12 protein-coding genes are annotated in these 14,131 nt (G+C 69.9%); 6 read left to right on the top strand and 6 right to left on the bottom strand.

Going from position 1 to position 14,131, the window contains the following annotated elements; genetic code table 11:
- Positions 1-37: 37 nt before the first annotated feature.
- The 5 genes from G8A07_RS26235 to G8A07_RS26215 all read left to right on the top strand — a co-directional run bounded on the left by G8A07_RS26235 (position 38) and on the right by G8A07_RS26215 (position 5,617).
- A complete protein-coding gene (locus G8A07_RS26235) occupies positions 38-694 on the top strand; it encodes an FHA domain-containing protein (RefSeq protein ID WP_195794842.1) in 657 nt (218 codons plus the stop codon).
- 174 nt (positions 695-868) lie between these two features.
- Positions 869-1,648, top strand: coding sequence for an MBL fold metallo-hydrolase (locus tag G8A07_RS26230; protein ID WP_195794841.1), 780 nt, complete (start codon positions 869-871; stop codon positions 1,646-1,648).
- A gap of 220 nt (positions 1,649-1,868) precedes the next feature.
- A complete protein-coding gene (locus G8A07_RS26225; protein WP_305798632.1) occupies positions 1,869-2,330 on the top strand; it encodes a prepilin-type N-terminal cleavage/methylation domain-containing protein in 462 nt (153 codons plus the stop codon).
- 54 nt (positions 2,331-2,384) lie between these two features.
- The gene (locus G8A07_RS26220) at positions 2,385-3,839 is read left to right on the top strand and encodes an O-antigen ligase (protein ID WP_195794840.1); all 1,455 of its coding nucleotides are present in this window, start codon (positions 2,385-2,387) and stop codon (positions 3,837-3,839) included.
- 353 nt (positions 3,840-4,192) lie between these two features.
- A complete protein-coding gene (locus G8A07_RS26215) occupies positions 4,193-5,617 on the top strand; it encodes a PglL family O-oligosaccharyltransferase (RefSeq protein ID WP_249937150.1) in 1,425 nt (474 codons plus the stop codon).
- 13 nt (positions 5,618-5,630) lie between these two features.
- Here the strand turns inward: G8A07_RS26215 and moaC are convergent, their stop codons facing one another.
- The gene (gene moaC / locus G8A07_RS26210) at positions 5,631-6,113 is read right to left on the bottom strand and encodes a cyclic pyranopterin monophosphate synthase MoaC (RefSeq protein ID WP_195794838.1); all 483 of its coding nucleotides are present in this window, start codon (positions 6,111-6,113) and stop codon (positions 5,631-5,633) included.
- Between the two features lie 87 nt (positions 6,114-6,200).
- On the opposite strand from moaC, the gene G8A07_RS26205 reads away from it, so the two are divergent.
- Positions 6,201-7,829 (top strand): M48 family metalloprotease, encoded by a 1,629-nt coding sequence (locus tag G8A07_RS26205; RefSeq protein ID WP_249937149.1) that lies wholly within the window; start codon positions 6,201-6,203, stop codon positions 7,827-7,829.
- On the opposite strand, the gene G8A07_RS26200 is transcribed toward G8A07_RS26205, so the two are convergent.
- The 5 genes from G8A07_RS26200 to G8A07_RS26180 form a co-directional block, all read right to left on the bottom strand.
- Positions 7,798-8,154, bottom strand: a complete 357-nt coding sequence (locus G8A07_RS26200) for a phage holin family protein (RefSeq protein WP_195797969.1) — start codon at positions 8,152-8,154, stop codon at positions 7,798-7,800. The genes G8A07_RS26205 and G8A07_RS26200 overlap by 32 nt on opposite strands.
- Positions 8,155-8,259: 105 nt before the next feature.
- Complete coding sequence (locus G8A07_RS26195; RefSeq protein WP_195794837.1) at positions 8,260-9,663, bottom strand: PLP-dependent aminotransferase family protein; 1,404 nt, start codon at positions 9,661-9,663, stop codon at positions 8,260-8,262.
- Entirely contained in the window at positions 9,644-11,326 is a 1,683-nt protein-coding gene (locus G8A07_RS26190) for an alkaline phosphatase (RefSeq protein ID WP_195794836.1), read from the bottom strand. Before G8A07_RS26190 ends, G8A07_RS26195 begins: the two co-directional genes overlap by 20 nt.
- On the bottom strand, positions 11,323-12,405 hold the full coding sequence (locus G8A07_RS26185; RefSeq protein ID WP_195794835.1) for an ABC transporter ATP-binding protein: 1,083 nt from the start codon (positions 12,403-12,405) through the stop codon (positions 11,323-11,325). The genes G8A07_RS26190 and G8A07_RS26185 overlap by 4 nt, the downstream gene beginning before the upstream one ends.
- Positions 12,393-14,129: an iron ABC transporter permease gene (locus tag G8A07_RS26180; RefSeq protein WP_195794834.1), complete on the bottom strand. Its 1,737-nt coding sequence runs from the start codon at positions 14,127-14,129 to the stop codon at positions 12,393-12,395. Before G8A07_RS26180 ends, G8A07_RS26185 begins: the two co-directional genes overlap by 13 nt.
- Positions 14,130-14,131: the final 2 nt, after the last annotated feature.

The following is a 14,131-nucleotide window of genomic DNA, read 5'->3' as shown; positions in this document are numbered from 1 at the left end:
CCGGCACGCCAACGAGACAATAGGACTGAGGTCAAGCATGGGCAAACTGGTGGTTTCGCTCGACGGAGTGGTGATCAAGGAGGTGCAGATCACCAAGGACAAGACCACGCTCGGGCGGCGGCCTTACAACGACATCGTGATCGACAACCTGGCGGTCAGCGGCGAGCACGCCGTGCTGCAGATGGTCGGCGCCGATGTGTTCATCGAGGACCTGAACTCCACCAACGGTACCTACATCAACGGCAAGGCCATCAAGAAGCAGCTGCTGGCCAACAACGATGTCGTCGAGGTGGGCAAGTACAAGATCAAGTTCCTGCTGGAAGACAGCATGGACTACGAGAAGACCATGATCCTGAAGCCGGGCGGCACGCCCAGCGGCTTCGGCCTGCCCTCGTCCTTCGGCGCCCTCGGTTCGCCGGCCAGCGCGGCGACCCCGGCCACGATCAAGGTGCTGACCGGTGCCGCCGCCGGCCGCGAGGTCAGCCTGACCAAGGTGGTCACGACGGTCGGCAAGCCCGGCGTGCAGGTGGCCTCGATCACCAAGCGGCCCAGCGGCTATGTGTTCGCCCATGTCGAGGGCGGCGCCCGGCCCAGCGTCAACGGCGTGCCGCTGACCGGCGAATCGATCGCGCTCAAGAGCGGCGATGTGATCGAGCTGGCCGGCACCCAGATGCAGTTCGTGCAGCAGCAGTAGTAGCCGGACGGGCCGGCGGGCGAGGGCGCTGCCGTGCAGCAAGTCACGCGCCGCGCGGCTTCTCCCTCGAACGGCTGAGAAACGCGAAAAAGGCGGCTTGCGCGCGCCGCTGGCATGCGTAAATTGGAGCCCCCCGTTCACCGAGCCCCGGGCTCGCCTGCTTCAACGCCGCGCATGAAAATAAGAGTCCTGGGCTGTTCCGGCGCGATCGCCGCCGGATACAAGACCACCGCTTTCCTGCTGGACGACGATGTGCTCATCGACGCCGGCACCGGCGTGGGCGACCTGGGCCTGGAGGCGCTGGCGCGTGTCGACCATATCCTGCTCAGCCATTCCCATCTGGACCATGTGCTGGGCATCCCGCTGCTGGCCGACTCGGTGCTGCGCCTGCGTGCCCAGGCCCAGCGCCCGCCGATCCAGGTCTTCGGCCTGGCGCCGACCCTGGAAGCGCTGCGCCAGCATGTGTTCAACGGCGTGATCTGGCCCGACTTCACCCGCCTGCCCAGCGCCGAACATCCGGTGCTGGCGCTGCGCCCCTTCGAGATCGGCCAGCGCCTGCAGCTGCCGGGCGGACGCGCGGTCGAGGTGCTGAGCGCCGAGCACACGGTGCCGGCCTGTGGCTTCGCGGTCGACGGCGGTGCGGCGGGCCACTGGGTCTACACCGGCGACACCGGCCCCAATCCGGCCCTGTGGCAGCGCCTGGCCCAGATCAAGGTGGCCCATCTGGTGATCGAAACCGCCTTCAGCGACGAGGAGCGCCAGCTGGCGCGCATCAGCCGCCACCTCTGCCCGGCCGCGCTCGGCAAGGAGCTGGCCCAGCTGGGCGGCAGCATCGACGTGCACATCACCCATATCAAGCCCGGCGAGGTCGATGCGGTGATGCAGGAAGTCGGCGCCCTGGCCACCCCGCACCGCATCGCCGCCCTGCAGGCGGGCCAGATCCTGTCGCTCTGAGCTTCTGCGCGGCTGACAAAAAAGGTCAGCCCCATGCCAGGCGACAAATCGCGCCGCTGGAGCCGACAAAAAACGTCACCTTCGATGGCCGCCTGCCGGGAAATCCGTGAACTGGGTCACATTTGGTGGGGTTGAAGAGGCTGGCACGGCCCCTGCATTCAGGGGGGATGTCTCTGTCCCACTCAACCCCTTTCTTCTTCTTTCGCAGGAGTTTTTCATCATGAGCATGAAGCGCAAAGTCCAACAAGGTTTCACCCTGATCGAACTGATGATCGTCGTGGCGATCATCGGCATCTTGGCTGCCGTGGCGATTCCGCAGTATCGCGACTACACCTCCAAGACAAAGGCGGCTTCGGCGCTGTCCAGCATTGATGCCTACAAGAAGGGCGTCGCTATCTGCGTCCAGGAGAAGGGCTATGCCGCTGGTGCTACGCCAGCCGACTGCGACCTCGGCATTAACGGCGTTCCTGCGAGCATGGCGACAGCCCTGGTTTCTTCCGTCGGCGTGGCTGATGGCAAGATCACCGCGAACATTGACGCGAACATCATGGGCAACACCAGCGCCGGTACCATCACGCTGACTCCGACGCTGACTGATTCCGCGATCACCTGGAAAATCGAATCGACGAACATGGCGAAGGCCGTTGAGGACGCGCTGAAGAAGAACAACTCGGGCACTTGAACGAGCGCCTGATCTGTAGAGCTCGTCTAGGTTAGGCGGGCGACTAAGGGGCCTTTGAGGCCCCTTTTCTTTATTCATCTTTTGTTTCTTTCTGCCTCCGCTGTGCGATATCTCCCGCCCGCCCTGCTGCTCTGCGCCGTTTGCTTGCTGGTTGGCTATGCGCCAGTGCTGCCCTGGGTGGACGGGCTGGCACATGATGCGGTGCGCCTCATGCAGCTGGCGTGCATGCCGCTGATGATTGGCGTCGCTTGGACCCAACGGGGTGTGGGGCGAGCGGGTGCCCTGATTGTGGTTCTAGTCCTCTTGGGGGGGGCATCGGCGCTCGGCAGCGAGCGACCGCCGGTGGCGGTTCGTGAGTGGTGCTTAACCCTGTCGTTGGCCATTGGGGCCTACAGCCTGGGCCACCTCCGGAGCTGGGGTACACCAAGTCGCGCCCAGGTGCTTGTGGGGCTGCTGCTAAGCGGCGTGGCTCTTTATGCGGGTCTGGAGCTGCTGTTGCTGGTGCTGGGTATCGTACTTGAGCACACGCTCGACTACTGGCGGGTGTTTGCCGGTTACGTGAATCCCCGCTTCCTCAACCATGTGCAGACACTCCTGATCCCGCTGCTGATCGGATTGCTGGGTTTGCCAGAGGTTCGCGGCTGGTGGCGGCGCTTGGCTTGGTTTTCCTTGGTCGCCAACGCATTTTTCCTGCTGCTGCTGCTGGGGCGCGCCACGGTATTGGCCTTGATCGTCAGCGCCTCGATAACCTTGCTGTTTTTCGGCCCATCGGGGCTCGCCTACGCCAGGCGTTTGGTGATCGCTTTCATCGCCGGAGCTGTGCTGTACCTGCTGCTGATCAAGCTGCTGCCCTGGGGTCTGGGTATGGATGAACTGCCGGTGTTCCGGGAGTTGGGCGAACGAGGCAGCGTCGAAGCTCGGCTCTACCTCTGGCGCATTGCCCTGGACATGGTGGCGGCGCATCCCTGGCTGGGGGTTGGGCCGATGCATTACGCGCACCAGTTCAACGGTGAGGCGGCGCATCCCCACAACATCTATCTGCAGATTGCCGCGGAATATGGCTTGCCGTTCCTGCTCGTACTTTCGGTGGTTTGTGTGCGTTGGCTTTGGCAAGTCACCCGGCAGCTTCGGCTCAACGAGCGCCGGAAACCCGATCCGCTGGCGCTGGCCTGCTATGTCGGGGTGGTCGGTGCCCTGGTGGACGGCGGTTTCTCGGGCAATTTCGTCATGCCCTTGCCGCAGCTGTGGATCGTGCTGACGGTCGCGCTGCTGCAGCAGCGCCTGCATGGCATGCAGGTCGAGGCCCCTGTTGAAGAAGAAAGAGTGAGTTCGGGCAAGCGCAGCAAGGTGATGTCGATCGGGTTGCTGCTGCTCCTGGCAATTCAGATCTATGTGATCACGGTTTCCTGGCGGGAGTTCTGGCAGCCGCCCGCGCGCATCACAGGCGCCATTGAGCCTGAAGAAGCCACGCACTACAGCCCCCGGTTCTGGCGCGACGGTTGGTTCTGAGTATCGGGCGGTGATGCCGCCCGGCCGCCATGCCATCATGCGGCCCCATGCACTGTTCTTCCTCTGCTCAACCGGGCCCGGCATGGCTGGGGGTGTTTCTCGCGACGGCATTGCCGCCGCTCCTGGCCTACAACCTCACCCCGTCCGCCACGCTGTTCAACCAGCTGCTCGCGATGGCCGCTTGGGGTACCTTGCTGCTGTTCCTGGCTCGACGCGTGCCGCTAGGTGTCGGCCGGGCGATGTCGATCGCCTTGTTGCTGCTTTTGCTTGCGGTCCTGGCCTCGCCTTCGTTCAATGCCTTGCCCTTACCCCTTGCCTTGCAAGGGATGGCATTGCTGAGCGCAAGCTGGGCGATGGTCCGATTTGGTCGCGGCGCGGGCGATGGCCACTCGCCGCTCTGGACGGGTTTCTGCTTCGGCCTCTTGCTGGCCGGCCTCGCCGGCCTGCTGATCGGATGCATCCAGGTCTTCGCCCCTCAATTTTCCGACGGCACCCTGATCGCCCGCTCCGGCATCCCCGGCCGCGCGGTCGGCAATCTGCGCCAGCCGAACCATCTGGCCAGCCTGCTGATGTGGTCCTGCGTCGCCGCGGTGTGGTTGTCGGCGGCGGGCAAGCTGCGTCGGCCCTGGATGCTGCCGGCGCTGTTGTTCGCGCTGGTGTTCGGTGTCGTGCTGAGCGCCTCGCGCACCGGCATGATCGGCGTGTTGCTGCTGGCGCTGTGGGGGCTGCTGGATCGCAAGCTGGCGCGGGCGCAGCGCTTCGCGTTGCTGGCCACGCCGCTGATGCTGGCCGCGAGCTGGGCGCTGCTGGCGGGTTGGGCGCACCTGGGCGAGCACACCTTCGGCGCGGAATCGCGGCTGGCCGAGGGGGCGGGCTCGCCATCGCGGCTGGCCATCCTGGCCAATGCCTGGACCCTGCTGAAGATGCATCCCTGGACCGGCGTCGGCTGGGGCGAGTTCAACCTGGCCTGGACGATGACGCCATTTCCGGACCGGCCGACGGCCTTCTTCGATCACACGCACAACATCGTGATGCAGCTGCTGGTCGAGCTGGGCTGGCCGCTCGGGCTGACGGTGCTAGGGCTGCTGCTGTGGTCGGTCTGGTCGGCCTTCCGGGCCAGTCAGCGCGCCAGCGGCGAGACCGCGCTGATGAAGCGCTGTGCCTTCATGATCGTGCTGATGATCGGCCTGCACAGCCTGCTGGAGTACCCGCTCTGGTATGCCTATTTCCTGCTGCCGACGGCCTTCGCGCTGGGCATCTGCCTGGGCGGTGACGCGAGCGCCGCGGCCGCCGCGCCGCGCCGCGGCTTCTTCACGCTGCCGGCCTGGCTGCTGCGTGGCGTTGGCGCGTTGCTGGTGGCGGGCAGCCTGTTCGCGGTCTGGGACTATCTGCATGTGGTCGACATCTATGTGCCGCCGGCCGATGCCGGGCCGCTGGAGCAGCGCATCGCGCGCGGCCAGCGCAGCGTGTTCTTCTCGACCCAGGCCGACTATGCGGCGGCCACCAGCCTGCCGCCCGGGCCGGCGGCGCTGGCCGCGGCCAAGCGCACGGCGCACAACCTGATCGATGTGCGCCTGATGATGGCCTGGGCCAAGTCGCTGGCCGCCACCGGCGATGTGGACCGCGCGCGCTATGTGGTGGCGCGGCTGCGCGAGTTTCGCAGCAAGCAGGCCGAGGACTGGCTGGCCGAATGCGAGGAGACGCGCGCGGCCGGCATGGCCGAGCCCTTCCAGTGCCAGCCGCCGTCGCGCGACTATTCCTATCGCGAGATGCGCTGACCGAGTGAGTCGGTCAGACGGCGGCGACCCAGTCGCCGCTCTTGCCGCCCTGCTTCTCCAGCACGCGGATGCGCTCCATCACCATGCCGCGGTCGGCGGCCTTGCACATGTCGTAGATGGTCAGCAGGCCGATCTGCACCGCGGTCAGCGCCTCCATCTCGACGCCGGTGCGGCCCAGGGTCTCGACCTGGGCGATGCAGTCGACGGCGGCGGCTGCGGCGTCGATCTCGAACTCGACGCTGACGCGCGTGATCGGCAGCGGGTGGCACAGCGGGATCAGCTCGGCGGTGCGCTTGGCCGCCTGGATCGCGGCGATGCGGGCCACGCCCAGCACATCACCCTTCTTGGCCGTGCCGGCGGTGATCAGCGCCAGGGTGGCGGCCTGCATGCGGATGCGGCCGGCCGCGCGCGCGACACGATGCGTCACATCTTTGCCCGCCACATCCACCATATGGGCCTGGCCCTGGGCGTCAAAATGAGTCAGCGGAGAGGTCATGGTCTTGGCAGCGGCAATAATCGGGCAACGAAAGCCCTGTCATCATAAGAGCCCTGACTTTGCGCCGCGTGATTCTGGAGATCGCCCTTGACTAGCCTGATGAACCGGCCGCGCCGCCTGGCGGTGGCCCTCGCGGCCGCCCTGTCGCTCGTGACCCCGCTGCATGCGCAGGTCAATCTGCCCGCGCTGGGCGATGCGGTCTCGCAGGATCTGGACGTCAATGACGAGCGCCGCTTCGGCGATCAGATCATGCGCCAGATCCGCATCGATCCGGACTATCTGGACGACCCGCTGCTGCTGGAATATGTGCAGGCGCTGTGGGCGCCGCTGGTGGCCTCGGGCAAGGCGCTGGGCCAGATCGGCGACGACACCGACGGGCGCTTCGCCTGGGAGACCTTCCTGGTGCGCGACCGCAGCGTCAACGCCTTCGCGCTGCCGGGCGGCTTCGTCGGCGTGCACCTGGGCCTGATCGCGATGACCGGCGCGCCGGACGAACTGGCCTCGGTGCTGGCGCATGAACTCTCGCATGTGACCCAGCGCCATATCGCGCGCCGCCTGGCCGGCGATTCGCGCAACAGCCTGCTGGCCACGGCCGGCCTGATCGCCGGCCTGCTGGCGGCCTCGCGCGCCGGCAACGGCAATGCGGTGCAGGCCGTCATCGTCGGCAGCCAGGCGGCCGCCGCCGCGGCCTCGCTGAGCTTCTCGCGCGACATGGAGCGCGAGGCCGACCGCGTCGGCTTCAATGTGATGACCCATGCCGGCTATGCGCCCTCGGGCATGGTCAGCATGTTCGAGCGCATGGAGCAGGCCTACCACCTGATGGACTCCGGCGCCTACCCGTATCTGCGCTCGCACCCGCTGACCAGCGAGCGCATCGGCGAGGCGCGCTCGCGCCTGGGCACCGCGGCCCTGGTGCGGCCCAGCGGCCTGGCCGAGCATGCGCTGATGGCGGCGCGCGCCCGCGTGTTGATGGACCAGCGCGCCGAGATCCTGGCCCAGCAGCAGGCGCAGGACGCCGGCACGCGCGGCAATGCCTACGAGCAGATCGGCGCGCGCTACGCCAGCGCGCTGGCCTCGATCAAGCTGCGCAACTGGCCGCGCGCCGAGACCGCGCTGCGCAGCGCCGAACAGCTGCTGGAACTGATCGGCAACGACGCGCGCGCGCGCCGTGCCCTGGTGCTGCTGCGAGCCGAGCTGGCGCTGGCGCAGGAGCAATCCGGCGCCGGCTTCGCGGCGCTGGCGCCGCTGGAGCAGGACCGCTCACGTCCGCTGCAGCTGTTGCGCGCCCAGCTGGCCCTGTACGACGCGCAGCCCGAGGTGGCGCGCCAGATGGCCGAGACCTTGCAGACCCGTGTCAGCCTGGTGCCCAGCGATGCGACGGCCTGGGGCCTGTTGGCGCAGCTGTGGCAAAAGCTGGGCCAGCCGCTGCGTGCGGTGCGGGCGCTGGGCGAGACGCGTGCCGCGGTCGGCGACCTGAACGGCGCGATCGACCGGCTGCGCTCCGGCCTGAACCAGTCGCGCGGTCGCGATGCCGACCAGATCGAGGCGGCGGTGATCGACGCGCGCCTGCGCAGCCTGGTCTACGAGCGCCGCCAGCTGCTGGCCGAGCTCTATCCGCGCGGCGCGCCGCCGGGGGCCGAACTGCCGCAGCTGCAGGGCCAGCCGCTGACGCCGCGCCTGTCGGTCAGTCCGCGTTCGGGAACAGACGCTCGATGACCACGTCGATCAGCATGCCGCACAGGCTGTAGATCAGCGAGCCGATCAGCGCCGCGCCAAAGCCGGTGACGGTCAGCCCGTCCAGGATCGAGGCCGCGGCCCAGAACATCAGCGCATTGATCACGAACAGGAACAGGCCCAGGCTCAGCACCGTGACCGGCAGGGTCAGCAGCACCAGCACCGGTCGCAGCAGGGTGTTCAGCAGGCCGAGGATCAGCGCCGCGATCAGCGCCGCGCCATAGCTCTTCACCACCACGCCCGGATAGAGCGCCGCCACCAGCAGCAGGGCGCCCGCCAACAAGAGCCAACGCGTCAGGATTTTCATCATGCGGGCAAGCATACAGGGCGCCGCCGTACCGACGAGGGGCCTTGGATCTCGGGTCTTTCCCTGGGGCGCCGTGGCTTGACCGGGCGCAAGGCCCGGCCGGGTTCAGGGGCCGTGGGCCAGCCAGTCCTGCCAGGCCGGCTGCTCGGTCTGGGCCACGTTGAGGCGGAACCAGGGCGTGTCGCCGCGCTCGGGCCGGAACACCCGGCCCGGCGCCAGCAGCAGGCCGGCCGCGCGCGCCCGCTCCGCCAGGGTCTCGGCCGAGGCATGGGCCGGGTGGCGCGCCCACAGGTACTTGCCGCAGCGCGGCTCGCTGTGCAGCACGAAGCCATGCGCCTCTAGCTGGCGGATCGCGGCCGCGGTGCAGTCCTGCAGGCGCTCGGTGATCAGGTCCAGATGCCGGCGGCAGGCCTTGTCGGTCAGCACCTGGTAGGCCAGGCGTTCGTTGAGCTGGGCGCTGGTGACGCTGGACAGCAGCTTGACATTGGCCAGCTCGGTGGCCAGCGCCGCATCGCAGGCCAGATAGCCCAGGCGCACCGGGCCCAGCATGGTCTTGGACAGCGCGCCGATGTAGATCACCCGCTCCAGATGGTCCAGCGTCGCCAGCCGGGTCTGCAGCGGGCTGGCCAGGTCGGCATAGAAGTCCATCTCCACCAGCCGGAACCCATGCTGGGCGGCCAACTGCAGCAGGCGGTGGGCGCTGGCCGGCAGCAGGCTGGAGCCGGTCGGGTTGTGCATCAGGCTCTGCACGAAGAAGAGCTTGGGGCGATGCTCGGCGGCCAGCCGGTCCAGCGCCTGCAGATCCGGCCCGTCGGCCAGGCGCGGCACGCCCAGCATCGTGATGCCCTGCAGCTGCAGATTGCCGAACAGGCTGCAGTAGCCCGGGTCCTCGACCAGCACCTGATCGCCGGGGCGCAGCAGCCGGCGTATCACCAGCTCCAGCGCATGGGTGGCGCCATGGGTCAGCACGATCTGCGGCGGCGGCACGCGCAGGCCCATCGCCGAGAGCCGCAGCTGCACCATCTCGCGCAGCGGCAGGTAGCCGAAGGGGTCGCCATAGTCGCCCAGCGCGGCGCGCGCATGGCTGGCCACCTGGCGCAGCGCCCGCCGCATCAGCGACTGGTCGTCCCAGTCGCGCGGCAGGCTGCCGCCGCCGAGGTTCAGCAGGCCGGCCTCGCTGCCGAGCTGCTGGCGGCTCAGCCACAGATGGTCGAAATGGGAGGTGGTGCGGCCCGGCGCACCGGTGCCGCGCGGCTCCAGCCGCGTCAGCAGCCGGCTGACATAGAAGCCCGAACCGGCCTGGGGCTGCAGATAGCCGAGCGCCGCCAGGCGCTCATAGGCCTCGGTGACGGTGAACTTGCTGACCGCCAGCTGCTGGGCCAGCGCCCGCACCGAGGGCAGCTTGGCGCCCGGGCGCAGCAGGCGCTGCTCGATCAGCGCGGCCAGGCCCTGGCGGATCTGCTCGACCAGGCTCAGCGCGCTGTGCGGGTCAAGCTGCAGCGTCAGCATCGTCGCGCCGCGGCAGCAGCTCTTGGCGGAACAGCGGCTGGGCGTCGCCGTCCAGCAGGGTCACGACCATCCGGCCCTGCGTGTCGATCTCGACCTCGCCGAAGAATTGATAGCCGGCCGCCGGGCTGGCGCCGCGCAGCGGGCTGGCGCGCGAGAACAGGGTCTGCAGCCCGAAGGTGCCGTCGGCGCTCAGCGGCCCGTAGCTGCCCGCATGCAGCGGGCCGGAGACGAACTCCCAGAAGGGCAGGAAGTCCTTGAACGCGGCCTGCTCGGGATCGTAGAAATGCGCGGCGGTGTAATGCACGTCGCCGCACAGCCAGACGATGTTGTGGATGCGCTCGCGTTTGATGAAGGACAGCAGCGCGGCCAGCTCGCGCTCGCGCCCCAGCGGCGCGCCGTCGTCACCGTTGGCCACGCCCTGCCAGCGGATGCGGCCCTGGGCATCCAGGCCGTCGGGCACGTTCAGGCCCAGCGGCATGCCCGCCACCACCACCTTCCACAGCGCGTCGGAGCCGGCCAGCGCCCGCTGCAGCCAGGCCAGCTGGGCCGGCCCCAGGAAATCGGCACCCTCGGTCTGCAGATTGTGGTCGTTGGGCCCGCGATGGCTGTGCATGTCCAGCATGAACAGCTCCAGCTGCGGGCCGTAGCGCAGGCTGCGGTACAGCGGTGCATCCGGCGCGGCGCGCTCCGGCGTCAGCGGCATGTGTTCGCCGAAGGCGCGGCGCGCGGTGGCGGCCAGCGTGCCCAGCCCGACCGTGTAGCGCGGGTCGGCCGCCAGGGCCAGGCCCGGCGACCAGTTGTTGACCACCTCGTGGTCGTCCCAGGTGACCAGCTGCGGCACCTCGGCGCAGAACGCCGCGTAGCCGGCATCCAGCCAGTTGTAGCGGTAATTGCCGCGGAAATCCTCCAGGCTCTGCGCCACGCGCGACTTGGCGCGGGTCACCAGGTTGCGCCAGGGCCGGCCGGCCTCGTCGACCAGCTCGGGCGCCAGCGGATGGTCGGCATAGATGCTGTCGCCGCAATGCACGAAGAAGTCGAGCCCGCGCCGGCGCAGGGTCTGGAACACCGGCAGGCCGCCGCGCTCCGGATTGATGCCCCAGCCCTGGCCACAGACATCGGCCGACCAGGCGAAGCGCAGCGCCGCGCTGTCGGCCGGGGCGGTCCGGAAGCGGCCCTCGTGCCGCCAGTCGCCGGCGCCGCCGTCGCTGCGCCGGGCCTGCAGCCGCAGGTGGATGAGCCGGCCCGGGGGCAGGTCTTGCAGCAGCAGCCGGCTGATGCAGTCGCCCGCGGCCAGGCTGTCCGGCATCGCCAGTTCCTGCGCCGCATCGAAGTCGGCGCCGCCGCTCCATTGCAGCGTCAGCCGCGCCGGCCAGGGGCTGCGCACCCAGATCAGGGCCTGGTGCTGGCCGACCTCGCCGATCTGCAGGCCGCAGACCCGGCTGTCGTCGACCCAGGTCGGCTCGGCCGTGCCGGCCGGCTGCGGCGCCCGGGCCGGCGTGCTGCGTTCCTCCAGCCAGCGCAGGCGCTGCTGCAGCTTGCCGCAGACCGTCTCCAGCCCGTGCAGCAGCTGGATCGGCAGCTGCAGCGGGCGCTGCGGCAGCTGGGCCTGCAGCCGCGAGGGCAGGCGTTCGGCGAGATGGCGGGGCAGGTCGAAGGGATTCATCGCGGGGTCTCGGGCAGGATCCAGGCGTCGCGGAGATGCAGGGGCAGGGCGTCGCCGACGCGCGCCCCATGGCCGGCGGGCAGGCGCAGCTGCAGGCTGGCGCCATCGGCCAGCTCGACCTCGGCCAGCGAGTCGTGGCCCTGGTAGAACAGGTATTGCAGGCGCGCCGGCAAGACCTGACCCTCGGCGCAGGGGCCGAGCCCGATCGCGGTCTGGGCGACGCTGATCATCACCTCGGCGCCGGCCGGCGGGCGGGCGCAGCGCGCCAGCAGCGCATGCCCGCCCACCTCGACGCGCAGCAGCCGCTCGCCGACGCGCTCGCGCACCCGTGCCGGCAGCAGATTGCCGCCGCCGACGAAGCGGGCCACCATCGCCGTGGCCGGTTCGCGCACCAGCTGCTCGGGCCGGGCCAGCTGCTGCAGCCGGCCCTGGGCCAGCACCGCGACGCGGTCGGCCAGGGCCAGCGCCTCCTCCTGGTTGTGGGTCACATAGACCATCGTGATGCCGCGCTCGCGCAGCCGCGCGATCTGGCGCAGCATGTCCCAGCGCAGCTCCAGGTCCAGGCTGGCCAGCGGCTCGTCGAACAGGATCACGCGCGGCGCGCCCACCATCGCGCGGGCCAGCGCGACGCGCTGCTTCTGCCCGCCCGACAGCTCGCCCGGATGGCGCTGCCCCAGCGACTGCAGCCCGACCTCGGCCAGCGCCCGCTCGACCCGCTCGCGCAGCTCGGTGGCGGCCGGCCGGCCCTGCTCGCGCAGCGGGAAGGCGACGTTGTCGAACACGCTCAGATGCGGCCACAGCGCATGGTTCTGGAACACCACCGAGATGCCGCGCCGCTCCGGCGGCCGGGTGAAGCCGGCGGTGCTCTGCGGCTCGCCGGCGATCTCGATGCGGCCGGCATCGATGTCCTCCAGCCCCGCGATCGCGCGCAGCAGGCTGGTCTTGCCCGAGCCCGAGGGGCCCAGCAGCGCGATGAACTCGCCATGCGCGACCGCCAGGCTGACGCCCTGCAGCGCCGCATGGGCCTGCGGCCCCTGGCCGTAACGCTTGTGGACATCGGTGATCGTCAGGCTCGCCATGGCAGCACTCCAGCGGGAAGGCGGCGGCCGCAGAGGCTGGCGAGCAGCATCAGGGCCAGGGTCAGGGCGATGCCGATCACGCCCAGGGCGGCAGCGGCGGCCGATTCGCCGCCCTGCTCCAGCCCGAACACCAGCACGCCCAGGGTTTCGGAACCGCTGGCCCACAGCAGGGCCGAAACGGTCAGCTCGTTCATCGCCAGCAGCAGGGTCAGCAGCGCGCCGGCGCTGACGGCGGGCGCCAGCAGCGGCAGCAGCACGCGCCAGAGACGGCGCAGGAAGCCGGCGCCGAACACCTCGGCCGCCTCCAGCAGTTCGCGCGGGATCTGCTGCAGGCCGCTGAGCACCGGGCGCAGCTGCAGGGTGAAGAAACGCGCCAGATAGGCCAGGAAGATGATCCAGACCGTGTTGTAGAGCGAGACGCCCAGCAGCGGCAGCGGCTTCAGGTAGAGCAGGATCATCGCCATCGCCAGCACCACGCCGGGAATCACGTAGGCGAACTCCAGCAGCCGCGTCAGCCCGGCGAGCAGGCGGTGGCGGCGGTACTCCAACTGGTAGGCCAGCAGCACCGAGGCCAGGGCCAGCACCAGCGCCGCGCCCAGCGACAGGCCCAGGCTGTTGCGCAGCGCGCGCAGGGTGGCCTCGTTGTCCCACAGCACGTAGCGGTAATGCTGCAGGCTCAGGCCGTCCCAGCTCAGCGGCACGCCCGGCGCCGGGCTCAGCGACTTGGCCAGCAGGGCCAGCAGCGGTGCTCCCAGCAGCAGCAGCGCCAGGCCCAGCAGCGGCAGCATGAGCCAAGGCTCGGCGCGGCCCAAGTTGTAGGGCGGGTGCGGCATGCGCCGGGACAGCACGCGGTAATGGCCGCGGCGCGCGTAGCGCTGCTGCAGCAACATGCCCGCCGCCGCCAGCGCCGCCACCAGCGCGGCCAGCGCCGTGGCGCGCGGGATCGCGGCGCTGCCGAAGCCCGCCAGCTCCTGATAGATCAGGGTCGGCAGCACCAGGTAGTCGCCCGGGATGCCCAGGAAGGCCGGGATGCCGAAATTGCCGATGCAGGAGACGAAGGCCAGCGCCGCGCCGGCCGCCAGCGCCGGGGTGATCAGCGGCCACAGCACCCGCGTGACCACGCGCCACGGCCCGGCGCCGCAGGTGCGCGCCGCCTCGATCACGTCGGGCGGCACGTTCAGCAGGCCGGCGCGCACCGTCAGGAAGACCAGCGGCGCATAGTGCACGCCCAGCAGGGCCATGATGCCCCAGCGGGTCTGCAGCGGATTGGCGGCGCCGGCCAGCTCGCTCCAGCCCAGCGCCAGCAACGCCTCGCGCAGCGGCAGCCACAGCTGCAGCCAGGCCAGCGCCACCACCTGGGGCGGCAGCATGGCCTGCAGCACGAAGGCGAACACCAGGCCCTGGCGCCAGCGCAGCCGCACCAGGCTCACCAGGGTGGCCAGCAGCAGGCCCAGCAGGGTGGCGATCAGGGTGCCGCCCAGGCCGACCTCCAGCGAATGCCGGGTGGCGCGCAGCACCGGCGCGCGCGCGTCCGGCGCCAGCAGCGCCAGCGCCGCCGGCCCGGCCTCGAGCAGAGCCAGCAGCAGCTGGCCCAGCGGCGCCAGCACGACCAGCGCGATGAAGGCCAGCAGCGCCAGCCGCGCCGGGCCCTCGGCGTCGCGCCGGCGCGCCCAGGCGAAGGTCGCGCCGGCCGTGCGGCCGGCGGCCAGCAGGCTCGTGCTCATCG

The sequence above is a fragment of the Roseateles sp. DAIF2 genome (genome assembly GCF_015624425.1).
In the GTDB taxonomy this organism is placed as follows: domain Bacteria; phylum Pseudomonadota; class Gammaproteobacteria; order Burkholderiales; family Burkholderiaceae_C; genus Kinneretia.
The sequence above is the reverse complement of the archived record's forward strand: the minus strand, read 5'-3'. Positions and strand labels throughout refer to the sequence as shown.

Bases quoted from the DNA above. Each gene is read 5' to 3' on its own strand.
- G8A07_RS26235 (WP_195794842.1), top strand. From the start codon at position 38: ATGGGCAAACTGGTGGTTTCGCTCGACGGAGTGGTGATCAAGGAGGTG.
- G8A07_RS26230 (WP_195794841.1), top strand. From the start codon at position 869: ATGAAAATAAGAGTCCTGGGCTGTTCCGGCGCGATCGCCGCCGGATAC.
- G8A07_RS26225 (WP_305798632.1), top strand. From the start codon at position 1,869: ATGAGCATGAAGCGCAAAGTCCAACAAGGTTTCACCCTGATCGAACTG.
- G8A07_RS26215 (WP_249937150.1), top strand. From the start codon at position 4,193: ATGGTCCGATTTGGTCGCGGCGCGGGCGATGGCCACTCGCCGCTCTGG.
- moaC (WP_195794838.1), bottom strand. From the start codon at position 6,113: ATGACCTCTCCGCTGACTCATTTTGACGCCCAGGGCCAGGCCCATATG.
- G8A07_RS26200 (WP_195797969.1), bottom strand. From the start codon at position 8,154: ATGAAAATCCTGACGCGTTGGCTCTTGTTGGCGGGCGCCCTGCTGCTG.
- G8A07_RS26195 (WP_195794837.1), bottom strand. From the start codon at position 9,663: ATGCTGACGCTGCAGCTTGACCCGCACAGCGCGCTGAGCCTGGTCGAG.
- G8A07_RS26190 (WP_195794836.1), bottom strand. From the start codon at position 11,326: ATGAATCCCTTCGACCTGCCCCGCCATCTCGCCGAACGCCTGCCCTCG.
- G8A07_RS26185 (WP_195794835.1), bottom strand. From the start codon at position 12,405: ATGGCGAGCCTGACGATCACCGATGTCCACAAGCGTTACGGCCAGGGG.
- G8A07_RS26180 (WP_195794834.1), bottom strand. From the start codon at position 14,129: ATGAGCACGAGCCTGCTGGCCGCCGGCCGCACGGCCGGCGCGACCTTC.